The organism is Rhizobium sp. 25PS6 (assembly GCF_032464655.1).
In the GTDB taxonomy this organism is placed as follows: Bacteria; Pseudomonadota; Alphaproteobacteria; order Rhizobiales; family Rhizobiaceae; genus Rhizobium; species Rhizobium laguerreae.
In genome coordinates, this window is sequence record NZ_JAWDIV010000012.1 from 123,785 (window position 1) to 147,104 (window position 23,320).

At 60.8% G+C, this 23,320-nt stretch carries 17 protein-coding genes and 1 pseudogene; 5 read left to right on the forward strand and 13 right to left on the reverse strand.

What is annotated here, in order from left to right; all coding sequences use genetic code 11:
* The first annotated feature begins 14 nt into the window (after nt 1-14).
* A complete protein-coding gene (locus RWK44_RS18735) occupies nt 15-2,732 on the forward strand; it encodes a response regulator (protein WP_316029236.1) in 2,718 nt (905 codons plus the stop codon).
* 34 nt (nt 2,733-2,766) lie between these two features.
* Here RWK44_RS18735 and RWK44_RS18740 read toward each other — a convergent pair whose 3' ends face one another.
* Nucleotides 2,767-2,898, reverse strand: a complete 132-nt coding sequence (locus RWK44_RS18740; RefSeq protein ID WP_281426458.1) for a hypothetical protein — start codon at nt 2,896-2,898, stop codon at nt 2,767-2,769.
* A 117-nt stretch (nt 2,899-3,015) separates the two neighbouring features.
* On the opposite strand from RWK44_RS18740, the gene RWK44_RS18745 reads away from it, so the two are divergent.
* From RWK44_RS18745 to RWK44_RS18755, 3 genes are read left to right on the forward strand one after another with little or no spacing between them, the layout of a single operon-like run.
* Complete coding sequence (locus RWK44_RS18745) at nt 3,016-3,330, forward strand: hypothetical protein (protein ID WP_011655053.1); 315 nt, start codon at nt 3,016-3,018, stop codon at nt 3,328-3,330.
* 53 nt (nt 3,331-3,383) lie between these two features.
* Complete coding sequence (locus tag RWK44_RS18750; protein WP_077980193.1) at nt 3,384-3,674, forward strand: DUF3175 domain-containing protein; 291 nt, start codon at nt 3,384-3,386, stop codon at nt 3,672-3,674.
* 6 nt (nt 3,675-3,680) lie between these two features.
* Complete coding sequence (locus RWK44_RS18755; RefSeq protein WP_316029237.1) at nt 3,681-4,406, forward strand: glutathione S-transferase; 726 nt, start codon at nt 3,681-3,683, stop codon at nt 4,404-4,406.
* A 12-nt stretch (nt 4,407-4,418) separates the two neighbouring features.
* Here RWK44_RS18755 and ligD read toward each other — a convergent pair whose 3' ends face one another.
* The 11 genes from ligD to RWK44_RS18810 form a co-directional block, all read right to left on the reverse strand.
* Nucleotides 4,419-5,297, reverse strand: a complete 879-nt coding sequence (gene ligD, locus RWK44_RS18760) for a non-homologous end-joining DNA ligase (protein ID WP_221999253.1) — start codon at nt 5,295-5,297, stop codon at nt 4,419-4,421.
* Nucleotides 5,294-6,301: a DNA topoisomerase IB gene (locus RWK44_RS18765; RefSeq protein ID WP_221999252.1), complete on the reverse strand. Its 1,008-nt coding sequence runs from the start codon at nt 6,299-6,301 to the stop codon at nt 5,294-5,296. The genes ligD and RWK44_RS18765 overlap by 4 nt, the downstream gene beginning before the upstream one ends.
* A 15-nt stretch (nt 6,302-6,316) precedes the next feature.
* The gene (gene glgX, locus RWK44_RS18770; protein WP_316029238.1) at nt 6,317-8,473 is read right to left on the reverse strand and encodes a glycogen debranching protein GlgX; all 2,157 of its coding nucleotides are present in this window, start codon (nt 8,471-8,473) and stop codon (nt 6,317-6,319) included.
* Between the two features lie 103 nt (nt 8,474-8,576).
* A complete protein-coding gene (locus RWK44_RS18775; protein WP_026265610.1) occupies nt 8,577-9,371 on the reverse strand; it encodes an SDR family NAD(P)-dependent oxidoreductase in 795 nt (264 codons plus the stop codon).
* Nucleotides 9,372-9,486: 115 nt separating this feature from the next.
* Nucleotides 9,487-10,077, reverse strand: a complete 591-nt coding sequence (locus tag RWK44_RS18780) for a DUF4760 domain-containing protein (RefSeq protein ID WP_168286833.1) — start codon at nt 10,075-10,077, stop codon at nt 9,487-9,489.
* A gap of 423 nt (nt 10,078-10,500) precedes the next feature.
* Nucleotides 10,501-15,165, reverse strand: a complete 4,665-nt coding sequence (locus tag RWK44_RS18785) for a caspase family protein (RefSeq protein WP_316029239.1) — start codon at nt 15,163-15,165, stop codon at nt 10,501-10,503.
* Between the two features lie 411 nt (nt 15,166-15,576).
* Nucleotides 15,577-16,791 (reverse strand): MFS transporter, encoded by a 1,215-nt coding sequence (locus RWK44_RS18790; RefSeq protein WP_316029240.1) that lies wholly within the window; start codon nt 16,789-16,791, stop codon nt 15,577-15,579.
* A gap of 174 nt (nt 16,792-16,965) precedes the next feature.
* Nucleotides 16,966-18,459, reverse strand: a complete 1,494-nt coding sequence (locus RWK44_RS18795; protein ID WP_316029241.1) for a sulfatase — start codon at nt 18,457-18,459, stop codon at nt 16,966-16,968.
* 38 nt (nt 18,460-18,497) lie between these two features.
* Nucleotides 18,498-19,355, reverse strand: a complete 858-nt coding sequence (locus tag RWK44_RS18800) for a carbohydrate ABC transporter permease (RefSeq protein ID WP_131662338.1) — start codon at nt 19,353-19,355, stop codon at nt 18,498-18,500.
* Nucleotides 19,352-20,314 (reverse strand): carbohydrate ABC transporter permease, encoded by a 963-nt coding sequence (locus tag RWK44_RS18805; protein WP_163874554.1) that lies wholly within the window; start codon nt 20,312-20,314, stop codon nt 19,352-19,354. Before RWK44_RS18805 ends, RWK44_RS18800 begins: the two co-directional genes overlap by 4 nt.
* A 2-nt stretch (nt 20,315-20,316) precedes the next feature.
* Nucleotides 20,317-21,609 carry an ABC transporter substrate-binding protein gene (locus RWK44_RS18810; protein WP_206988769.1) on the reverse strand — a complete coding sequence of 431 codons (1,293 nt, stop codon included), beginning with the start codon at nt 21,607-21,609 and terminating at the stop codon, nt 20,317-20,319.
* Between the two features lie 244 nt (nt 21,610-21,853).
* Between RWK44_RS18810 and RWK44_RS18815 the strand changes: the two genes are divergently transcribed.
* On the forward strand, nt 21,854-22,762 hold the full coding sequence (locus RWK44_RS18815; RefSeq protein WP_316029242.1) for a LysR family transcriptional regulator: 909 nt from the start codon (nt 21,854-21,856) through the stop codon (nt 22,760-22,762).
* A gap of 40 nt (nt 22,763-22,802) precedes the next feature.
* Here RWK44_RS18815 and RWK44_RS18820 read toward each other — a convergent pair.
* A pseudogene (locus RWK44_RS18820) lies at nt 22,803-23,193 on the reverse strand (3-oxoadipyl-CoA thiolase); the annotation flags it as partial.
* Nucleotides 23,194-23,320: the final 127 nt, after the last annotated feature.

The window sequence follows — 23,320 nt, forward strand, 5'->3', positions numbered from 1 at the left end:
GAAAGCGATTTTGAATGGGAAGCGTCGGGAACGGCTGGCCGAGAGGCGGCGGCGAAATCGGCGAATTGTTACGGCATCCGGCTTTCCACGCCGTCGGTCTCGGTCCGGTCGAAAGCTGGCCTGCATCTCTCAAGCATATCGCCGAAATGGTGTTGAATTCCCGCCAGCCCAAATTCGTTGCTTGGGGTCCGGACCTCGCTTTTCTCTATAACGACGCCTATGTGCCTGTTTTCCAGGAGCGGCATCCCGATGCCCTCGGAAGACCCTTCCGCGAGGTCTGGGCGGATATCTGGGAACAGTTCTCGCCGATCGTCGCCAGCACGCTCGAAGGCAGTTCGCAGCTCTTCAAAGAGCTGCTCATCCCGATGCGCCGCGACGGCCGTACCGAGGACACTTGGTTCACCTTTTCATACACGCCTTTGCGCGACGATGACGGCAAGGTCGCCGGCATCCTCTGCGCGGCCCTCGATGTCACCGATCAGGTGTCGGCCAAGCGCGGCGAACAGCGCGCGCTGGAAGAGCTGCGCGCGAAATCGGAAGCGCTTGCAGTCGTCAACCAGGCGGGTGCGGCGATCACCGCCGAGCTCAGTGTCGAACGCCTCACCCAGATTGTCGTCGATGCCGGCGTGACGCTGACCGGCGCGGAATTCGGTGCCTTCTTCTACAATGTCGATGATGGCGAGGGCGGCAGCTACATGCTCTATGCGCTCGCCGGCGTCGATCGGAAGAACTTCGAGAAATTCCCGATGCCGCGCAATACCGAGGTCTTCGCACCGACCTTCAACGGCGAAGGCATCGTGCGCTCCGACGACATCCTGCTCGACCCGCGCTACGGGCAGAATGCGCCGCATGCAGGCATGCCGAAGGGGCATCTTCCGGTCAGGAGCTATCTTGCCGTGCCGGTGAAATCACGCGACGGCAGCGTCATCGGCGGCTTGTTCTTCGGTCACGGCCAGCCCGGCCGTTTTTCCCAAGCGGCCGAGGCGAGCCTCGTCAGCCTCGCCGGCCAATCGGCCGTCGCGATCGACAATATCCGGCTCTTCCGTGCCGCCAAAGTCGAAATCGACCAGCGCCGCGACATGGAAGATCAGCTGCGGAAACTCAATGAAATGCTCGAGGTCCGCGTCGCGGCCGAGATTGCCGAACGCCAGCAGGCCGAAGCAGCGCTGCAGCAGTCGCAGAAGATGGAATCGATCGGCAAGCTTACCGGCGGTGTTGCCCATGACTTCAACAATCTGCTGCAGGTGATCTCCGGCAACCTGCAGCTTCTCGGCAAGGATGTGGCAGATAGCGGCCGGGGCAAGGAACGCATTTCCAACGCGCTTGCCGCCGTCGAACGCGGCTCGCGGCTGGCAAGCCAGCTGCTCGCCTTCGGCCGCCGCCAGCCGCTGGAACCGAAGGTCATCAACATCGGTCGTCTCGTCACCGGCATGGACGACATGCTGCGCCGCGCACTCGGCGAGGAGATCGAAGTCGAGACCATGGTCTCCGGCGGCCTCTGGAACACCTTCGCCGATCCGATCCAGATCGAAAACGCACTGCTCAACCTTGCGATCAACTCCCGCGACGCGATGGATGGCGCCGGCAAGCTGACGATCGAGGTCGGCAACGCCTTCCTCGACGATTCCTACAGCCGCATCCATCCTGAAGTCACAGCCGGCCAATATGTGGTGCTCGCCGTGACCGATACCGGCGCCGGTATGACGCAGGAGGTGATTGAGCAGGCCTTCGAACCCTTCTTCTCGACGAAACCGGAAGGCAAGGGCACCGGTCTCGGCCTGTCGATGGTCTATGGCTTCGTCAAGCAGTCCGGCGGCCACGTGAAGATCTACAGCGAGATCGGCGAAGGCACGACCGTCAAGCTCTACCTGAGCCGTTCGTTCCGAAGCGAGGACCGGGTCACGGCCGCCGACAGCGTACCGGCCGCCGGGGGCACGGAAACCATCCTTGTCGCCGAGGACGACGAGGGCGTGCGCGTCACCGTCGTCGAGATGCTGTCGGATCTCGGCTACTACGTGTTGAAGGCCAAGGATGCGCAAAGCGCGCTCACCGTGATCGAAAGCGGCGCCCATATCGACCTGCTCTTTACCGATGTCGTCATGCCCGGTCCGTTGCGGAGCCCGGAGCTTGCCCGCATGGCGCGCGAGCGTCTGCCTGACATCGCCGTGCTCTACACATCGGGCTATACCGAAAATTCGATCGTCCATGGCGGCCAACTCGATCCCGGCCTCGAACTGCTCTCCAAGCCCTATACGCGCGAGGAACTCGCCCGCAAGATCCGCCATGTGCTTACTATCAGGACGCAACGCCGCCAAGGGGCGAGCGATGCCGCACTGGCCCCTGCCAAACACCCCGAGATCGCCCGCAAAAAGCTGAAGCTGCTGCTCGTGGAAGACGACGCCTTCATCCGGATGGATACTGCCGAGATTCTGCAGGATCTCGGCTATGACGTGATCGAAGCTGACAGCGGCGAAAGGGGCGTGGAAATCCTCGGACACACCATTGTCGACATCATCGTCGCCGATGTCGGCCTGCCCGGGATGTCGGGCCAGGTCTTTGCCGCCAAGGCGCGCGAGGCCTTTCCGTCGGTCGGCCTGATCTTTGCCACCGGCAACAGCAGCCTGCCGGATGCAAACCGTCTCCCCGGTTCAGTGCTGCTGTCGAAACCTTTCAGCAGCACGGCACTCGACCAGGCGGTCAAGAACGCCGTCCAGCAGCGGCCTGGCGCCTAGAGTATCTCTGTTTTCTTTGCTGCCACCTCTGCTTTTATGCGTCGGCGTCGTCGAACTCGGGATATTTGCGCATCAGATCCACCTCGCTGGTGCAGCTGTCGTCGCGCGCCTTCAGTTCGATCGAGATCGTGTCGGGAGGACCGAGACGGCCATTATGCAGGCCCATCGGAAACCTGATAAAACCGGCCTTTGTTCCGAATCCGGGCCTTGCGGGCCACGACCGCGGCCGGAACTTTTGGGCTCCTGATCGGTTCAGTCCCTTTGCAAACCAGAGGAGGCCGAGATGCCGAGAGGTGACAAATCCGACTATACCGACAAGCAGAAGCGCAAGGCCGAGCACATCGAGGAGGGCTACGAGGATCGCGGCGTCTCCGAGAAGGAAGCCGAACGGCGTGCCTGGGCGACCGTCAACAAGGAAAGCGGCGGCGGCAACAAATCCGGTTCCGGCCGCGGCAAGAAGGATACGCATGAATCCTCCGAAAAGGGCGGCCGCATCGGCGGCGCGGCATCCGCCGCACGCTCGAAGGAGGAACGGTCCGCTTCCGCGAAGAAGGCCGCCGCGACGCGCAAGCGCAACGAACACCACAGCCACCATTAACAACTGATGCGGCAAGCGGAGGCTTTCCGTCAGCCGCATAGGGAGTTTAACCCATGGCCAAATCGAAGAAGAAATGGTCGCAGGACGTCACCGAACACAGCGATGCGATGGACCTGAAGGAAGGCGTGTTCAAATCGGACGATCCGAAGAAGATTGCCCGCTCCGTCAAGCACTCCGCCGAGGAGAGCGATCGCCGCAAGTCGAGTCCCTTCCGCGCCGCCATGTCGATGCTGACCTTCTACATCAACCGCGCCGGCGACCAGCTGACGAAAAAGCGGCGCGGCACCCTTGAAAAGGCCAAGGATGAACTGCGAAAAGACTTCGGTCGTCAATCGAAGGATTGAGCGCTCATGGCATACGAACTTTATTATTGGGACGGCATTCAAGGCCGCGGCGAATTCGTGCGGTTGGCGCTGGAGGAAGCCGGCGCCGACTATATCGACATCACCCGCCAGCCCGGGCGCGGTACCGGCGCCATGTTCGACATCATGAAGAGCGACAGCGAACCGCACATTCCCTTTGCGCCGCCCTTCCTGAAGGACGGCGATCTCATTGTCCCGCATGTCGCCAACATCCTGTTTTACCTCGGCCCGAAGCTCGGCCTTGCGCCTCAGGATGAAGGCCTTCGCCATGTCGTCAACGGCCTGCAGCTGACCGTCACCGATTTCGTCGCCGAGGTGCACGACACGCACCACCCGATCGACATGTCGCTTTATTACGAGGATCAGAAGCCAGAGGCGAAAGCCCGCTCTGCCGCTTTCATTCGCGACCGCATTCCGAAATTCCTCGGTTATTTCGAGCATGTACTGCGGCAGAACCCGAAAGGCCCCAACCATCTGGTCGGCGATGCGCTGACCTATGTCGACCTCTCGCTCTTCCAGGTGATCGAGGGCCTGAGCTACGCCTTCCCGAGAGCCATGACAAACCGCAAGGCGGAATATCCCGCCCTGCTGGCTCTGCATGATGCTGTGGCTAAGCGTCCAAACATTGCCCGTTATCTCGCCTCGTCCCGCCGCCTGGCCTTCAACGAGGAAGGGATTTTCAGGCACTATCCTGAGTTGGACAGTGCGCGCTGAGTTAAGAGCCGTTCATTCGAGCGGCACCGCCGCATCGAAGAAATTTCCCCACGGGTCTCTCGGCTGGGTCTCCAATCGCCCCGGCACGTTGCCGAGCGTGAAAGCGGCGGGACCGCTCACCTCGTTCAATTCTGACCAATCCAGCGGCATGGAAACCGGCGCACCCGATCGTGCCCGCGTCGAATAGGCCGCGACCGCCGTGTTGCCGCGGCCGTTGCGGAGATAATCGATGTAGATATGTCCACCGCGTTTTGCCTTCGTCGCCGTTGCCAGATATTTCTCCGGCGTGTCGGCCGACATGCTTTCGGCCAGCGAATGGGCGAAATCCTTCACCTCCGCCCAGCCGGCCTTCGGCGCAAGCGGCGTTACCACATGCAGCCCCTTGCCGCCTGAGGTCTTGACGAAGGCGGCCAGCCCACGGGCTTCCAGCCGCGTCTTCAATTCAAGCGCTGCCGAAATCACCGCGCTCCAGGCCACGTCCTCGCCAGGATCGAGGTCCATGGTGATCATGTCGGGTGTTTCCCAATTGTCGGCCGTCGTGCCCCAGGGATGAATTTCGAGCGCGGCCGACTGCACCAGCGCCACGAGCCCGTTGAAATCGGCGATGCGCAGCAGCTTTTCGCCGTCCGCATCCTGCGGGTCGGCGACCTCCTCGATATGGGGATTCATGCCCTTCCAGGCATGTTTCTGGAAAAACCGCTGGTGGCTTTTTATCCCGTCCGGCAGGCGCAGCAGTGCTAAGGGCCGGTTGACGACATAAGGCGCCATGAATGGCCACACTGCGGCGTAATAATCCGCCAGCGCCTGTTTGGTCACGCCCTCATCCGGCCAGTAGAGCCGGTCGGGATGGGTCAGCGATACATCAGATACCGGCGGATGTCTGGGGCTCATTCTTCGATCTCGCTTGTGAGGAAATCAAGTAGCCTGTTTTCCCCGGCCCGCAAGCCCCGCAGCGGCTCGTTACCGCTCTCGATCAGCCGATGATCGTTGCCAGCGAGCGCGATGATCGCCGGATGGATATAGCTCGAGCGCGAGATCGCCGGTGTGTTGTGCAGCGCCTCGGCCGCGGCCTCCGACATCTGCTTTACCGTCGGCCGGCCGCCACTGAGGATCGTCTCACGCGCCACACCGAAGGCCGTCAGCGATCCGGCCCAGGTGCGGAAGGTCTTCGCCGAAATCGGAATGCCCGATATTTCGGCCAGATAGCCGTTCAACCGGCCGGAATCGATTGGTTTCAGTGCCCCGCTTTCGTCCTTCCAGACGAAGAGCTGGCGGCCGGGCAGGTCGGCTATCTCCTCCAGGATCTTCTGCAGCCTGGGATGCCTGAGGCTGCGCTGGACGCGCTTGCCACCCTTGGCGCGAAATTTCAGCTCTATCTGACCGTCGACGATCTTCAGGTGGCGCTTCAGCAGCGTCGTTGCGCCATAGGTGCCGTTCTCCCTGACATAGGCCTGGTTGCCGACGCGTAAGTGCGCCTCGTCGAGCAGCGTCGTCAAAGCCGCAAGCACGCCGTTGACATCCTCCGCACCGGTGTCGAGATGGCGCAGCACTGTGCGGCGGATCCGAGGCAGCGCCCGGCCGAACTCAATCAGCTGATGGAATTTTCCCGCACTTCGGAAGGATTGCCAATCCTTGTGGTAGCGGTATTGCTTGCGCCCACGTGCATCGAAACCTGTCGCCTGCAAATGGCCGTTGTCGTAGAGGCATATCCAGACATTCTCGTAGGCCGGTGGCAGACCGAGTGCGCGGATGCGCGCCCGCTGCAATTCGTCGGCAAGCGTCGTGCCGTCGGGCATCACATAGCTGAAGCCCTTACCCTTCCTTCGTCTGCGGATGCCTGGTTCGGTATCGCTGACATAGACGAGACCAAGGTCGGTGATGGCTTCGGCATTCATGTTCTCTGCGACCCGTTACTTGCTCCTGCGGCCGAACTGAAACCACCACCGGCGCCCGGCCTTGGTCATGTCCTTCAGCGGCTCGGTCTGCCCCTCCGGCGCAAAGACGGCAACGCTCTGGGCATAGACCATGACCGGATTATCCTGATCGCGAACCTTAAAGGCATCCCTCTCCGCCCCGGTGTCGGCAATCCGCGACCATTTCGTCAGTCCGTTTACCTCCGGCACGTGGAATTCGCAGTCGCCGCCGGCATTGAAGATGAGGAAGAGGTCATCCATCGTCTCGGTCTCGGGCGCATTCGCGCTCTTCGAGAGATAGACGCCGAGCACCCGCAGTTCATCATCGTTCCAGGCACCGTCATCCATGAAGCCGCCGTCCGGTCTGTACCAGGCGATCTCGATGCGGCCGTCCTCGGCTGTCTCTCCGGTCAGGAACCGCTCCTGCCGGAGTACCGGATGGGCCTTGCGGAAGGCGACGGCCTGTCGGCAGAAATCGAGGAAGGGGTCGTCGAGCCCCGCCCAATCCGTCCAGCCGATTTCGTTGTCCTGGCAATAGGCGTTGTTGTTGCCGCCTTGGCTGTTGCCGAGCTCGTCGCCGGCAAGGATCATCGGCACGCCCTGGGAGAGCATCAGCGTCGCCATCATGTTGCGCCGCCGCCGTGCCCGCGCGGCGTTGATATCGGCATTATCGGTCGCACCCTCGGTGCCCATATTGTCGGAATGATTGTCCGAATGGCCGTCCCGGTTATCCTCGCCGTTCGCCTCGTTGTGCTTGTCGTTGAAGGAGACCGTGTCCATCAGCGTGAAGCCGTCATGGGCCGACAGAAGATTGATCGAGGAGGTCGCTCCCCGGTCGGAATGGTTGAACTGCAGCGCCGAGCCGGTGACGCGCGCTGCCACCTCCGACACCATGCCGCCATCGCCCTTCCAGAAACGGCGCACGTCGTCGCGGAACTTGTCGTTCCACTCACGGAAGGGATGCGGGAAGCCGCCGACCTGATAACCGCCCTCGCCGATATCCCAGGGTTCGGCGATCAGCTTGACGCCCGATAGCATCGGATCCTGCCGGATGGCGCCGAAGAAGCCGCCCTGCCGGTCGAACTCCAGATCCTGTCGGCCGAGCGTACTGGCGAGATCGAAGCGGAAGCCGTCGATATGCATGACGCCCACCCAGTAACGCAGGCTGTCGAGCACCATGCGCATCACCATCGGGTTGGCGACGTTCAGCGTGTTGCCGGTACCCGTCGTATCGAAGGTATGGCGCGGATCATCGGGGGAGAGAATGTAATAGCTCGCATTGTCGAGCCCACGGAGGGACAGTGTCGGTCCTTTTTCGCTGCCTTCGGCGGTGTGGTTATAGACCACGTCCATGATGACTTCGATGCCGGCGGCATGGAACTTCTTCACCATCGTCTTGATTTCAGTGATCTTGTCGCCGGACATGTAACGCGATTGCGGCGCGAAGAAGCCGAGTGTCTGATAGCCCCAATAGTTGCTGAGGTTGTTTTCCAGGAGATACCGATCATCGAGGAAATACTGGATCGGCAGCAGCTCGATCGCCGAGATGCCGAGCTTGACGAGATGGTCGATGATCGGATCGCTGCACATGCCGAGAAAAGTGCCGCGCAGCCGGTCAGGCACCTTCGGATGGGTCATCGTCAGGCCGCGCACATGTGCCTCGTAGATGATGGTGTCGGGCCAGGGGCGGCGGATCGCCTCTTCACCCGCCCAGTCGAAGTCCGGGTCCTGCACCACGCCCTTGACCGTGAAGGGCGCGCTGTCGCGCTCGTCGAAGGAAAGATCGTCCTCGCCGATCTGATAACCGAACAGCGCGTCGTCCCATATAAGCTCGCCCGTCACCTGTTTGGCATAGGGATCGAGCAGGAGCTTGTTCGGATTGAAGCGATGGCCAGCGGCAGGATCATAGGGACCATGAGCGCGATAGCCGTAGACCGTGCCGGGGCCGACGCCGGCAATATATCCGGACCAGATGTCGCCTTCGCGCTTCGGCAGCGGCAACCGGGCGACCTCCTTCTTTCCATCAGGCGAGAAGAGACAGAGCTCGATCTGTTCCGCATGGGCCGAAAAGATGGCGAAATGGGTGCCCGAGCCAATATATTCCGCCCCGAGCTCCGGCTTGAGGAAGTCGAGTTCCGAAAATGAAAAGCTCATGGTGCCCCGCTTGGTAAAAAGACCAAGCGGATAACGTAACGGCGGTTCGAAAGTTCCCTCGTGAAAGGGAAAAGGGAACGATGTTGCGCGCCGAAGGAAGGTCCTATGGCATCAGCTGGCCGCCATTGACCTCGATGATCTGGCCGGTGATGTAACCCGACAGCGTCGGTGAGGCGAGGAAGAGATAGGCGCCAACGCAATCCTCCGACGTGCCGACGAAACCCATCGGGATCGACTTGCGCTGCAGCTCCATCTGCTCGTCATTGGTATAACGCTCGTGGAAGGGTGTGGCGATAACACCCGGCGCCACCGCGTTGACGCGGATCCTGTCGGCGACGAATTCCTTGGCGTGACCGCGGGTGATCGTCGAGACGAAGCCCTTGGACGCCGCATAAAGGATCGCACCATTGCCGCCGCCATTGCGCGCGGCGATAGAGGTGGTGTTGATGATGAAGCCACCCTGCTTCTTCAGCCAGGGATGCGCCGCACGTGTTGCCGCCAGCACCGAGCGGGCGTTGAGGTCCATGACCGCGGCATAATGCGCGTCGGTATATTCCGAGGTGGGCTTGCGCCCCAGCATGCCGCCGGCATTGTTAATGAGGCCGTCGAGATGGCCGAAAGTCTTCGCCGTCTCGTCGACGACACGCTCGGTCTCGCCTTCCCTCGACACGTCGCCCTGAATCAGATGCACGGTGCCGCCAGCAGCCCGGATTTCCTCAGCAAGTTTTTCCGCCGGTTCGCGGCTGGCATTGTAGTGCACGCCGACCTTGGCCCCTTGAGCCGCGAAGGCGCGGGCGAGCGCCGCACCGATGCCGGTCGAGGCGCCGGTGATCAGCACGGCCTTGCCGGACAGGTCCGGCAACTTGATGGATGCGAGCGATTGCGCAAGTTCGACCATGGCGACGATTGCCTCCCGAAAAACCAAGGACATAGGTGATGAAACGAATAGGAGAAGTCTTATCAGGGTAAATCGACGAAGGGCAATGCACGAAAGAGCGAGATTCGCATGGTGTTTAATCCCGGCCAGCAGGATTGAGTTCCCGAGAGAGCTCGACAAGTGTCACGCCCCGGCCTGGCAATGTTTCCTTGTTATTGTCGATGTAAGGACCATAAACCTCAAGGAAAGACTGCACGGTATCATTGAAGAAGACTGCCGTTGTTTCCTTGGAGCAGAGTGACGCATTCACGCAAAGAGCAAGCCGGTTGAAGAAATAGACGACTTCCCTGACTTGCTCCTGGCGCGCAGGCTCCTGCGCAATCTGACGGTTTAAGGACTGCAACAGATTATCCATGGCATGCCCGCCTGTGTCAGCCCTCCTCTTGTCGCCGACCGGGATCGTCTCAAGGAACGTTGAATAAAACTGGCGAAGTTCGCCGTAGGCTTGCCGATAGCCTTGCGTTTCCCAGGTCTCGATGAGAGTGAGCGTATATTTCGTGCGATCCATCTCCTTCTTCTCGATGTACTCGAAAACCGCCCAAAAGATACCGCCTATCGCGCTGACGAAGGTCAAAACGGCAACGATGCTGCTCAGAAACGACCAGCCGGCTTCCGAAATATTTAAGAAAGAGAGCCCGACCCGCCGCTTGGATGATGGCTGGCTCATGGCTTGCAATTCTCCACCAGATCGAACCGCACCGACGGATCGATCTTACCTTCGTGCCCATCCAGCAATCGTTTGAGGCAACCAAGGCTTGCCTCATCGAAGATGTAGACCGATCGTAGCTCGCGCTGGTTCCGCGCGCTGGATTCGCTTCCGAGTGATAAAAGCCCAGGCATCCGATCCAGACCGCGACGTTCGCGCCCGTCATCGCCAGCACAGGCGGAGAGATCGACCTCCGTATTGCTCGTTTCCGAGCTTCGAGCAGTTGAAAGAAACTTTTAATAGTCCTGACGGAAGCAATTTGCCCGCACTCCATCCAGCTCGCCGACCTCGTCACAGATGAGGCACGCAGCACCGGAGGCGGCAGGTGCGAGAAGCAGCATGGCAGCTGCTAGAACCGCAACCGTTCGATAGGCGTTGCGAAATCTAAAAGAGGGCATAGTCTCCCACCAGTCGGCTGTTGATGATCCAGGGTGTCTGCTTGCCGTCGCTCGCAGCGAAAACCAGCGTCTTGACGCCGCGATACAGTTCGGAGGCCTCGATGCGACCATTGTGGTTGTGGTCATAACGATCACGTTCTTTCCCGAGGACGGTAACGATCGCGTTGGTGAACAGGCCCCCCACCTCGCGGCGCCCGAGCGACTCCTGTCGCCCCTTCGCAGCGGCGAGAACGGTGAGATTGGATCTAAGGGCGGCGAGGCTGTTGGCGAGATCGTCGTTGGTGGTGAAAGACCCGGTCCCCGCGGCGCCGGAGTGGCAGGCGTCAAGAAGGATGGTGATGCGCGCTTCGGTCCTTTCGAACAGCGCCGCCAGCCGGTCGAAAGGCAAGGCTGTGTGTTCGAGATCCGTTGGATCGGTGGCCGACGTCGCGAAAAAGAAACGCCCATTGCGGTCCTGCATGCCATGGCCGGCCAGAAACAGGACCGCGTGGTCCCCACGCGCCAGCCCGTCCAGCAGTCGCGCAGTCGCCTCCAGTATGGCCTCGGGTGTGGCACGCCTGTCCTTCGGCCCTACCTCGCCGCGGAACGGTGGCTCTTTGCCAAGCGGCTCGGTCAGCGTTTCGAGCACCGTGCCTGCATCGCGCAGAGGGTAGTTGAGCGAGCGCAGTCGCTCGTCCTCGTAAGTATTCACGCCGATGACGAGCGCGCGGGTGATCGCGCGGCGCGCAAGAGGCTCGCCGAGATCAGCGGATACCGGGAGGCTCGCCAGACCCGCAGAATTGAATCCGATGACGGACACCCAACGCGCGTCCTTAAGCCTCTCGAACGACACTGCATTTCCGACGGTGGCAGCATCAACCGTTTCGGTCAGGACACCGTCCTGAAAAACGGACATATGCACCGTCTCAGCCGGATCGAAGTGCAATACCGCTCTTACGCGACTGCCGTTTTCCTCGAGCGCGATCTCGCCTGTCAACGACGGCGGTACGCCCACCTCGGCGGCAGCCTCCGGCGTTTGCCCGCGATCAAGAACGGCGCGCGCCAGATCTGGGACCAGGCGCGCTGTGCCAAACCGGTCGAGACTATACTGTCCAACCCTACCGGGAAACTTCAGATCGATGAGGGTGGCGGCCTCGGCTGTCGCGTCGTAGTAATAGTCCTTGGTCCAGACCGCGATCTCGTCGTCGGCGATGCGCCCGGACAGGAGCGATTGCCTATCGTCCAGAATGGCGTGAATGTAGAAGTTGCCGTCAGAATTAAGTTGCACCGCATGGCGACGGTCTTTGGTCAACCAGGCATCGACGAGGAGGTCGCCATTCGGAAGATTCTCGCCGATCCAGAGGAATTTCTGTGTTGCGCGGTCACGCACAGTCATGACGCCGTTGCCGGGCGCATAGGTCAGCAGAAGGTCGTCATTGGCTTTGATACGAAAAGGGTGCTCGTACCACAGACGATGGGCATTGTTTTCGAAGAAAAATGCGCCTTCCGCCTGAAGTGACGCACTCGCCGCCGGCGCGGGGCGCGCGATATCCATGACGTAAAGGGCAGCATAGGGCCTGAGGCTCCCGAACGTCGCGCCCGCAACACACTCCGCACGTGCCACCCATACCGCCCCGCGAGACGTGCGGACCGTCGAGACCTCGACAACATCGCGAGGCGCTAACAGCGAACCCGTGCCCCCCGTGCTTGAGGATTCTCCGAGTAGAAGATGTTCACAGTCGGAGATGGGACCCTCGTCCCCGACGGGCAGAGCCCAGTCGAAGCGCCAGCCCGCACGCTCCGCCTCGCGGCGGAAGCGCCCCATCGCCTCTGCGGATCGTTTCAGCCGCTGGTCACGATCAAGCGCGTGAAGGGCGTTATTCTCACCTGCGGCGTAGGACGCGACGAGGCGTTCACCGTCGACCATTGGATCGAGCGCGACGCCGAGGCGCAAGAGTTGTTCGGGCAAGGCAGCGGCGAGAGGTGTGTCGTTGCCGGCTCTGGTGGAGCCTTGGTCGTTCGATGCCACGGCCGCATCGATCATGACTGCCTGAAGCTCAATTTTGCCCAGTGTGCGCGACAGGCTTTCCGTAAAATCGCGTGGGCGGCGGCTATCGGCGTCCGCGACCTCCCAGTCTTCCCAGGTACTGGTCGTCCTGAAGCCGCCGGCAACATCGAATTCCCGAGCGACACTGACGGGCGACACCATGCCAAGCGACCAGAACATATGAAAATGAAGGGGAACCGTCTCGCCACCTTGAGAACTATAAGCGCCGGAAGAATTCGCGATCGAGGCGTAATCTGGGTTCTGGAGCGCACCAACGCGGTAGCCGGCGCCACCCCAAATGGCGTAGGCGGCATTCTCCAGATCGATCGCCACGCGCGTTTGACCGCGTTCCGCCGTGCAGCAAGACGGTCCGGTAATCTGTTCACGTATGCGCAAATGGTCGCCGAAGGTGGAGGAAAAATTCACCTCTGCCCAAGGCGCGAGCGTGGTGAAGACGACACTGTCACCGAGCGCCCAGCGAAGGTCGCCGGCATCCGCCGTCGCGGCCGTATGCCCATCGACCATGTCGACGATGTCGAGCCGGCCATTATGCTCAACGCCGATGAAGCGGTGGGTCGGCGAGATCTGCAGGTGTGTGCCTGCCCGCTCGACGATCTCCGTCCCGCTTGCCGCATCCAGCAGAAGAAAGCGGGTATCGTTGAGGAGGATGCGACGGGAGAATTTAGGGATATCGATGCTATGTGTGAACGCCGCGCGGCCCTCGGCGGTGTTGAGGACGATCTCGGCGGGGGCCGGTGCGATTTCGAGCCGCTCTGACGCTTCCTTCAGAACGATCTCCTCCTCGCAGGCGCGCAGATAAGCCACCAATGAGACGGATAGATTCAAAGGCCCCGCTTGCAGCGGAATGGTTGAAACTGAACCGCCGGCCCCGGCGCCACGCGTCGCCAGAGCGACCATGGCGCGTGTCCTGCCGAGACCGGTTTTGATCGCGAACGGATTGGGCGCGGCAGGACCCAACGCTACATGCCCCTTACCTTTAAAACGGACGGGCTGTTCTGCTTTGACCACGAACCAAACCGGTATGCGATCTTCGAGCGTGTTGCCCGACCACTCGATCGCAAAGCTGTTTCCGGCGCGCAGCGGTCCCTGCTTTGGGAGTGCCCATTGGAATTTTTCGGCCAGACGCCGGAGCGTCTCCTTCTCCTCGTCGCATGACCCGCCGAGCCTGCGAGCGGCTTGTTTCACGCGGGCCTGGAAGCCCTCCAGTGTCTCGCCCTCGTGCCACCCGACCGCTCCATCGACGATCGGTCCCGGTCCACGGGTGGGTGGAGGTGCTAAACTCGCCTTCCGGCCATCGAAAACGCCGCTCCTTGCGGCTGCGTGGGGTTTGGGCGAGCCCGTTTCGGACTTCAGGAAACATGCCCCGCCGCTCGGGTTGAACGTATAGGCCTGGCACATGTCGGTTTCCGAGCAGATCGCGATACAGCCGCCTTCCGTCAGGCCACGCAGAAGCGGATCGGCCAGCCCATGTCGAATGTCATTGCCGGCAAGATCCGTGTTCGGCTGCGAGGTCCACGTTCCTTCGGACATCGTGACCTCGGCCAGCTCGTCGGCAAGGCGGGAGAACCGTCCAGGGAAGGGATCCTGGCCGCTACGGAGTCTGGCGAGGAGGGTAGCACATGCCTTTCCAACCCGGTCGTATTCGGGGCCGAATTGCGCGAGACCGAAGGACATCGACCATGTCCCCAACTTGAGGTTCAACGATCGCCCGGAGGAAAGGCGGGCGATGAGCGCTGCATCACGACCGGCATCGAGGACCGGTCTTTTGCGGATGCCATCGAGAGGAAGCATTGCCTCAGGGCCTCGATCCACCGTCAGACCCGCGCTAGAGACCGACGGTGTCGAGTAGCCCGCCACCTCTTCTAAATCAAGGACCACACCGACTTCGGCATCGCAGGCAAGACGAAGGCAGACCTTGCTGTAGCCGGTGGAGGCGCAGACTTTGCTGCCGATCCCCGTGTCGTCCGGCTGCCACGGTGGCAAGGCCGCATCGCCGACAACCGGGCCTGTCCCATGGGAGAGCTCCTCCTCCATGTTGACGGCATGTGCCTCGCGGATCGATGCCGGCGCTTCCCAGCTCCGATCCGCCGCCCAGGCCGCCATCGCAGCCATGGTCGCTTGGTCTGTCTGCCCATTCACCGGCCCCGAATAGTAGCCGAGCCGGGATAGGGCAGATTGAACGCGACGAACAGTCCCATCTTCTGGACCAGAGCTTGGACGATCCTGTTCTGCAACCTGTCCCTGCGCGCGTTCAGCTTCCAGGGAATTGAGATGCGCGACACGGAGGGTTGTTGGAGCCTCCCATCCCCGATCGCGTGCCCACGCTGCTACCGAACTCCACGTGTCAGGCCCGGCATCTCCGTCGATCGGACCGTGATAGTAACCGAGTGCTTCCAGGGCACGCTGCAGGCGTTGCACTTGCGTTCCTGTCAGCTGTGACCGAAAAGTCGGCATCGGTTTAGACGTTAGGCGACCAGCCTCGGGCGGCGCAGCATCACGTGTGACGCCGTCGGTCAAGCTCCTGATGATGTCGAGTGGAGACTGCGACAGAGCCGGCTGCGACAGCAACATGATACATGCCAGAGCAATCCCCATTACCCTCATTGCTGCAGCATGGCCCCCAGCCAAAAGTTAATAAAGAGTATACTGCCGAAGAACTGAGGGTTCCTCAAGTGAATATTTCAGGACTGGTGCGTCTTACCCGTTACCGCCCTAGCAGAGCGCGTCGCCGCAGCGTCCACTACTACACGAATACGAGCTCGGCTTTCGCCGGCATCAAGTTATTCCTTGCCTTTGAACACTTTGTTCTTTCGACATCCAGAATGGCGCTCGATGCCAGCGGATGTGAATGATCGCAGTCCGGCTGGTCCTCGTCCATTTGTTACGGTGGAGGCGAATGTGCCGCCTGCGGTGTTGGCGATTTGGCGGCAAGAATCGCGACGATGCGAAAACCTTGAGTGGGCGTTCGCCGACGTCCACTCTCGATATCGCCTGTGAGGATTGGCAAGGCGCTCGTTATGGCGCCACGCCGAAGGCCGGCTGTGGTTTCTGGCGGGCGAGAGGCGGGAATGCCAGCGCTATCGCCGCGGCCCCCAGCCCGACCATCGCGGAGCCGATGAACAGCCAGGAATAATTGGCGAAAGTGTCGAATATCCAGCCGCCGATCAGAGGGCCGAACGCCATGCCGAGGCTGGAGAGCATCGTCGCTGCGCCCAAGACGGTACCGATGATGCGCTGGCCGAAATATTCCCGCGCCAGCACCGCATAAAGCGGCATCACGCCGCCATAGGCGCTGCCGAAGACGATGGCGAGCGCGTAGAATTCGCCGAGCTGGCTGACGATGAGATAAGTTGCCAGTGCCGCCGCCTGCACCAGCAGGCCGGCGACCAGCACCGGCTTCACCCCGATCCTGTCGGCAAGGCTGCCATAGAGCAGCCGGCCGCCCAATCCCGCCAGACCCTCGACGCTGTAGATGCTGACGGCCGCCATCGGTGCCACGCCGCAGATCGTCGCATAGCTCACCATGTGGAAGATCGGCCCGGAATGGGCCGCGCAGCAGGCAAAGAAGGTCAGGCCAAGCACGATGAATTGCGGCGACCGGAAGACTTTCGACAGCTGCGGCCGGGCGCCGTTGGCCGCGAACGCGGTTCCGGTGTCAGTGGTCTCCGTTGGCGGGCGCCTGACCAGCAGCGCGGCCGGCACCAGCAGCACCCAGGCGGCAACGCCGATGATCAGCATTGCCGGCCGCCATTCATAGGCCGAGATCAGCCAACGCGCGAAGGGTGAGATCGTCATCGGCGCAACGCCCATGCCGGCGGAAACCAGCGACACCGCAAGGCCGCGGTTTTCGTCGAACCAGGCGGTCGTCGCCGCGATCATCGGCGCGAAGAACGTGCTGGCCGCCAGTCCGACAAGGATGCCGTAGGTCAGCTGGAACTGCAGCAGGGTTTCGGTCCGGCTCGCCAGCACCAGCGCCAGGCCGAGCAGAACGGAGCCTATCAGCACGACCACGCGCGGGCCGAAGCGGTCGCTTGCCGCCCCCCAGAAGAAGCCGCCGAAACCCATGACGATGAAGTTCAGCGTCATCGCGCTCGCGATACCGACACGCGACCAGCCGGTCGCCGTTGCAATCGGCTCCTGAAAGATCGCCAACGAGAACATCGCGCCGAGCGCAACGCATGTCATCAATGCGCCCGCAGCGACGATGACCCAACGATAGGAAACACCCATGGCTTCATAACCTCCATGCCGACAGAGTGACCGCGACGCATGCGGCAAACCTACCGCACTTTACGCCTGCGATCTCAAGACGTTTGGGCCGCGGCGGATTCGACAGCGCATTCACATCTTTTTTAAGTGTCAAACCGGCAATGGCCCTATCGGCGCAGCGGCCCTCATCTGCAGCTAGTCCAACCCCAGTCTCTGAAACAGCTCGGCCGGCGCGCCGTACTGCTCGATGACTTGCCGCATCAGATGCGACATTCGTCCCCGCTCTTCGGGCCGGTCGTGCCAGAGGTCGCGCTTTTGCCCTGGATCATTGCGTCGATCGTATAGCAGCGGCTGGCTGTCCAGGTTCCGCCGGTCTCCGGGGCGGTCGGGGGTGATGGGAATTTTCCATTGCGGCATGTCGATACCGGGAATGTAGTGTCCATGATCGACCGGCTTGTCCTGCGGCTCGATGGTGGTGGGCACCATGGTCGAGTAGGCGTAAAGCGGTTTCTCGCGATCTGGCGGCTGGATCAGCGTCCATTCGCCATCGGTGCAGCAGATGCCTTGCCCGAATGTCCCGTAAATGACGGCGTTGCGCGCGTTGCTGGTATCTCCCTTGAGAAGCGGCAGAAATGAATGCGAGTGCGTCTGTCGCGGCGGCTCGACGCCGGCGATTGCCAGGATCGACGCGAAGAGGTCGACGGTCGACGTCAGATTTTGAATCGCGCCGCCATTGGCTTGGAAGCCGGGGTGCCAGACGAGCAGCGGAATGTTCGCGTGGCTGTCGAAATGCGGGAATTGCTTGCCATAGCCGCCGCGTTCGCCGAGATCATGTCCGTGATCGGTAGTGACGATAATGGCCGTGTCGTCCCAGAGCTGGAGTTCGTCCAGGGTGGTGAACAGCTTGCCCAGCCACCGGTCCGTCATCGTCAGCTTGGCGCCGTATTGCGAGCGAACGAAAGCCAGTTCCTCGGGGCTCGCCTGGCTCATGAACTCCGCCTGGCGTGCCGCATCCTGATAGGGCGGCCACAGCGTGAAGCGGTCGCGTGCCGCGCCGTCGCCGTACATCGATGCATAGGGCTCCGGCATATCGAAGGGCTCATGCACGTCGAAGGACTCGACCTGCAGGAAGAACGGCTTTCCGGTCTTCGGCTTGGCGAGCCATTCGCTCGCCGATGTCATCACCTTGGCGGGAAAGAAATCGGCCTCGTCGTTGAAGTTCGCGACATTGGAGAAGTAGCGGTGACCATAGCCCGGTCGCCACTTCTCGATATTGTGCGCCCATTGCGGCAGATCCGCCTCCGGCACGAGCGGTTGCCAGAAATCCAACTCGTGCCCTCGAATGAATTCCGCACCCTGGAAGCTCTGGATGTAGCCGTTCGCCGACTCCTCCCAGTAGTGATAGTGATCGGTGACGATCGCGGTTGTGTAACCCGCACTCTCCAGAAGTTTCGGCAGACGAAGGTCGAAGGGTTCGAGCGGTCCCCAAGGACGCCATTGCATGCCGCTGAAGCCGGCAAAAATCTCACGCCGCGCCGGCATGCAGGGCAGGCTGCCAACGAAGTGATTGTCGAAACGCCAGGCCTTTTGGGCGAAAGACTGGAGGTTCGGCGTCGCGAACTCGGTTCCGCCATAGGCCGAAAGAGCATTGCGGTTAACGCTGTCGATAAGCACGAGGATGATGTTCATGGGAGGACCTTCGATGTTCGTTCGAGGCGTTCACACCGCTACAGCTTCACTGCACCGGCCGCGAGATCGGAGACGAGCTTTCGCTGAAGCAGCATGAAAAGGACAAGCGTGGGCAGCGTCGAAATCACCGATGCCGTCATCACCAGATTCCATTGGGTGGTGTATTCGCCGAAAAAGCCGGCAAGCCCGACCGGCACGGTTTTGTTTTCGTCCGCTGTCATCAGTGTCAGGGCAAACAGAAATTCATCCCACGCCGACACGAAGGCGTTGACCGCGACCGTCACCACACCCGGCCAAGCGATCGGCAGAATGACCTTGAAGATGATCTGGATCGTCGAAGCGCCGTCGAGCTTGGCTGCCTCATCGAGATCCTGGGGAATTGTGTCGAGATAGCCGAGAAGCAGATAGATGGCGAATGGCAGGTTCATCGCCGTATAGGACAGAACCAGGCTCAGCGGATTGTTGATCAACCCCACGGCGAAAAACATCGAGTAAAGCGGTGTGATCAGGATCACGTAGGGAAAAAGCTGCGTGCAGATCACCAGGATCAGCAGTAGGCCGCGGCCGCGGAAATCGCGGTTGCGCGAAAAACCATAGGCGGTGATCAGCGAGATGGTAACGGCCGCAACAGTCGAGATCGTGCAGACGACGAGGCTGTTTCTGAGGTAGTTCGGGAATGGCGAATTCTGAAGGAGGGTGTAGTAGTTTTCCAGGGTGACGCTGGTGAACAGCTGAAACGTCCGGGTGAAGATTTCCTTGTCCGGGCGGAAGGAAATCAGCACCACCCAAATGAAGGGGAACGCCAAAATCAGCAGCAGGCCGAGACCCAGAATGACGGTGATCAGGTCCCTGGCGAACCTGATATGACGCGCTCGATGCGTCATTGAAACATTCATGACGACGCTCCCCGTTTCCTGCGGGAGAGAACCCCGAGGTAGATGAGCGCGAAGGCGAACATCATCAGGCTCATGAGAACGCCGATGGCGGCACCCTCGCCGACGCGATAGTCGACAAACGAGACCGTATACATCTTCGTTGCCAGAACCTGTGTGTAGTCGCCCGGCCCTCCTCGGGTGGCGAGCCAGACATAGACGAAATTGTTGAAGGTCCAGATCGTCGTCAGCAGCGCGACGACCGCGATCACCGGCTTCAGCATCGGCAGGATGATGCGCAAATGGATCTGAAACTCCGACGCGCCGTCGATGCGGGCGGCCTCCCTGAGTTCCCTCGGAATCGACTGCAGCGCCGCGAGGAAGGTGATGATGACGAAAGGGAGCTCGCGCCAGATCAACATGGTTTCGACCGCGCCCCAGACCGTCGACGTCCTGGAAAGGAACGGAATTCCCCTGTCGATGAGCCCAGTCGACAGGAGAAACTGGTTGACCGCGCCATAGCGCGGGTCAAGCAGCCACTTCCAGGCGGCGACGGCGACGACCGGCGGCGTTACGAATGGGACAAGGACCAGCGACCGGACGAGCCAGCCGATGCGCCATCTGGCAAAGACCTCGGCGTTGAGAAGGATCGCCAGCGCAAGTCCGAGTGCCAATCGAATGACGACCGTCACGAATGTCAGCAGGAAAGCCGTGTTGAACAACGCGCCGGCAATTCCTTCATCCTTGAGGACGGTGGCAAAGTTGGCAAAACCGACCCACCGACCCTCCTTTCCCAGATCGAAAAGGCTGAGGTCCTGAAAGCTGAGCGCGATATTGTAGAATGCCGGGCCGGCGAAAAAGATTGCCAGGATGAGCATCGCCGGCATGACCAGGCCATAAGGCTCGAAGTGCCAACTCCGGAATGATCCTCGTCTTTCGGCGCGCTTGGCCAGCGCGCCGTCCGGGTTTGCGGAAACAGACATGGTCAGCCCTTGCCGCGGGCGAGCAAGTCGTTGAGCTCCCTGATGATGACATCCGCAGCCTCATCAGGATTGCGCTGCCCGGAGAATACGGCGCCGAACTCACGATTGATGAGGGCTGTCATGCTCGACACCTTGATCGGGGAAGAGATGTAGCGCTCGAAGGTCTGCGCCAATGGAAGCATCGTCACATAGCCCTGCTCGGCCGGCGGAAACTGGAGCTGTGAAAGCAGCGACTTCTGCGAGGGATATTGGTTATAGGTTTTGAAGGTCTCGGGGCCGACCAGATATTTGACAAACTCCCAGGCCTCCTTCTGATGCTTGGTGTTGGGATTGACGCCCAGCGCACGTCCGCCAAGATGGGAGATGCGCTTTGCCGTCCCTTTCGGGATCGGTGCCGTCAGCAGCGGCTTGTCCGATTGTTTCTGGGCGGCCCTGAAGGTTTGCGGCGGAAAGAAAGTGATCGCGCAATCGCCTCGGCCGAGCCCGCCGATCAGTTCGGGATCGCCCCACGCATTTACGGTGATGAGATTTTCCGGCGCCGTTCCGTTCACGAAAAACTGGTTGAAATAGTTCATCGCCGCCGCCAGTTGCTCCGGCGTCACCGACACCTTCCATTTCCCCGGGCTTTCCTCCGTGACCAGGGTCGAGCCGTTGCTCCAGAGGTAATAATTCACAAGCGTCCACATGCCGCTGTCGGGTGCGCTGCCCGCGGGGAAGCAGAAACCGTATTGTTCAGTTTCGCCACCTTCGGTGGTCAATTTCTTGGCAGCTGCCGCAAGATCGTCCCAGCTATCCGGAAAGCTTGAGACACCTGTTGCCTGCAGGAGATCTGGGCGATAGGCCATTGAGAATGTATCTGCCGTCCATGGCAGGCCGAAGATTTTGCCGTCGAGGGTGGCGAGGTCGAGAGCCAGAAAATCGTCGGTGCCGGCTCCCGGCGCCTTCGATTGGATGAGAGGACTGAGATCGAGAAGCAGCTTCGATCGCGCCAGATCACGCGTCCACACGAAAGCCAGCTGCTGAACATCCGGTCCCGCACCGGCAGGAATTTCGCGCGCCAACTGGGCAAGCGTATCACCGCCCGACATCGTCTCCAATTTGACCTGGACATCGGGATGACCGGAGTTCCAGGCGTCGACGGCGGCAATCAGGCCTTGAATTTCGGTCGGAGGATCGAATTGACGAAACGTCAGCTGGACCTTTTCCTGCGCCGCCGATGGAACGATCGCAAAGATCATCGACGCCGCCGTCGTCACGGCGAAAATCAGCGGCCGGCCTATGCCATTTTTAAACATCGGTTCCTCCTCCTTCTATCCCCATCCCGCGCCCCGATTTCCTTGTCGAAGGCTTATTCTTCTGTGTCGAACATCCGTCGAGAACGTGCTCGGGGTACGAAACTCCACGCAATGAAGGGCTTTCGCAGCACTTGGCACGCCCGAATTAGTCTACTATTGTTGTGTACAATGTGGCGCAGATGGCGCTGAGGTCAAATGCAAACATGCTATATGTTATGCATAATTCGCATAGGGAGAGAGACGGATGCGGGAGCTACGTCAATTCGTCGAAGTGGCAAACCAGCGATCGATCTCGCGTGCCGCCAAGAAGCTGAATATTTCGCAGCCGGCGCTTTCCCGGGCGATCCGGCAACTCGAAGACAGCTATGGCGTTCCGCTGTTCAACAGGACCGGAGCCGGCGTCGAATTGAGTGTTTACGGTTCAGCCCTCTATAGCCGGGCGGTGCGGATATTGCCGGCGCTCGATGAAGCGAAAGAAGAGATCGAACATCTTCAGGGCCGCGCCAAGGCCGTCATTCGGGTGGCCACCGGCGACCTTTGGGGGCTCGTTATATTGCCGGGGATCATAAAAGCCTTCAGCCGGACGCATCCGGGTGTCGTCGTTCATGTCGAGATAGCCGATGACGGAACGCGTTTCGAGGGGATGCGGCACGGCGTCTACGATCTCGTCTTCGGAACGCTCTCCTACAAATATGAAGCCGTCATGCAGGTCGAGTTCGAAACGCTGGCAAGACAGGCGACCTACATCTACTGCGATAAGGATCACCACCTGGTCAAAGCGGCGGCTGTCACCCTCGATGATCTTCTGCGTCAACGCTGGATCAGCCCCGGCTACGGAGACGATGAAGGACCTGGTCAACTCGAGCGTCAGACCCGGGACTTTGCGGTACGCGTAGATTCCATGTTGCAGGCTCTGTTGATCATGCAGGCTTCGCCGCTGGTGATGGCGGCCTCAAGCGGCTTTGAGAAATTGTTCGATAGGTTCGGGATCAAACCAGTCATGTTCGAGGACCACGGTCGGGTACAAGAATCGGGCGCGATCTATTTTCCGCGTGCGCTCGAGAAATCTCCGGTCCGCGATTTCCTGCGTTTGGTGCGTGGTTCGATGCCGTTGCTGGAGTTGCCTGAATTCTCGCTCACTGAAAGTGCGTGATTGTTTTCATCGGCCGTGCAGATCGTCCGGTCGCGCAGGATGCCTCCATCGTCGTTGCACGCGGATGCTCGTCCTTGTCGACGACAACGGGAGCGCCCTTGCGCTGCGGGATGGTCACCGGCGTGATCTCCTTCGCCAGCCGTCCGCTCGCCTGCGCGACAGCGGCCTTCGCCTGGCTTCGCATGGCGAAGGCATCCTGGTCCTCGCGGCTGACATGATAGTCCTGGGCGACGTTCTCGCCGGTCTCCGGCATCGAATCGACGCCGTATTGCTTCTTCATCAGCGGGTTGACGAAGCGCCAGCCGATCGTCGTGTCGTAAATCTCGGCCGCGCGAAAAGGCCGTCTCCGCCTTCGGCATGACGAAGGGCGCACGCGACATGCTTTCAACGCCCCCTGATATCGTCAACTCGGCCTCGCCAGAGCGGATGGCGAGCAGCATCGCTTCGGCCAGAATGCTGTGGCGTAGATGGCATGCATGCCACGACGAGGCTGACGCATCAGAATATTGATTTCAGACATCAATAGGCACATCATAGGAGTCAATTATCAGAGTTTGC

What these genes read in the sequence shown, in the direction of transcription:
- RWK44_RS18735 (WP_316029236.1), top strand. Translation starts at nt 15, where the DNA reads ATGGGAAGCGTCGGGAACGGCTGGCCGAGAGGCGGCGGCGAAATCGGC.
- RWK44_RS18740 (WP_281426458.1), bottom strand. Translation starts at nt 2,898, where the DNA reads ATGGGCCTGCATAATGGCCGTCTCGGTCCTCCCGACACGATCTCGATC.
- RWK44_RS18745 (WP_011655053.1), top strand. Translation starts at nt 3,016, where the DNA reads ATGCCGAGAGGTGACAAATCCGACTATACCGACAAGCAGAAGCGCAAG.
- RWK44_RS18750 (WP_077980193.1), top strand. Translation starts at nt 3,384, where the DNA reads ATGGCCAAATCGAAGAAGAAATGGTCGCAGGACGTCACCGAACACAGC.
- RWK44_RS18755 (WP_316029237.1), top strand. Translation starts at nt 3,681, where the DNA reads ATGGCATACGAACTTTATTATTGGGACGGCATTCAAGGCCGCGGCGAA.
- ligD (WP_221999253.1), bottom strand. Translation starts at nt 5,297, where the DNA reads ATGAGCCCCAGACATCCGCCGGTATCTGATGTATCGCTGACCCATCCC.
- RWK44_RS18765 (WP_221999252.1), bottom strand. Translation starts at nt 6,301, where the DNA reads ATGAATGCCGAAGCCATCACCGACCTTGGTCTCGTCTATGTCAGCGAT.
- glgX (WP_316029238.1), bottom strand. Translation starts at nt 8,473, where the DNA reads ATGAGCTTTTCATTTTCGGAACTCGACTTCCTCAAGCCGGAGCTCGGG.
- RWK44_RS18775 (WP_026265610.1), bottom strand. Translation starts at nt 9,371, where the DNA reads ATGGTCGAACTTGCGCAATCGCTCGCATCCATCAAGTTGCCGGACCTG.
- RWK44_RS18780 (WP_168286833.1), bottom strand. Translation starts at nt 10,077, where the DNA reads ATGAGCCAGCCATCATCCAAGCGGCGGGTCGGGCTCTCTTTCTTAAAT.
- RWK44_RS18785 (WP_316029239.1), bottom strand. Translation starts at nt 15,165, where the DNA reads ATGAGGGTAATGGGGATTGCTCTGGCATGTATCATGTTGCTGTCGCAG.
- RWK44_RS18790 (WP_316029240.1), bottom strand. Translation starts at nt 16,791, where the DNA reads ATGGGTGTTTCCTATCGTTGGGTCATCGTCGCTGCGGGCGCATTGATG.
- RWK44_RS18795 (WP_316029241.1), bottom strand. Translation starts at nt 18,459, where the DNA reads ATGAACATCATCCTCGTGCTTATCGACAGCGTTAACCGCAATGCTCTT.
- RWK44_RS18800 (WP_131662338.1), bottom strand. Translation starts at nt 19,355, where the DNA reads ATGAATGTTTCAATGACGCATCGAGCGCGTCATATCAGGTTCGCCAGG.
- RWK44_RS18805 (WP_163874554.1), bottom strand. Translation starts at nt 20,314, where the DNA reads ATGTCTGTTTCCGCAAACCCGGACGGCGCGCTGGCCAAGCGCGCCGAA.
- RWK44_RS18810 (WP_206988769.1), bottom strand. Translation starts at nt 21,609, where the DNA reads ATGTTTAAAAATGGCATAGGCCGGCCGCTGATTTTCGCCGTGACGACG.
- RWK44_RS18815 (WP_316029242.1), top strand. Translation starts at nt 21,854, where the DNA reads ATGCGGGAGCTACGTCAATTCGTCGAAGTGGCAAACCAGCGATCGATC.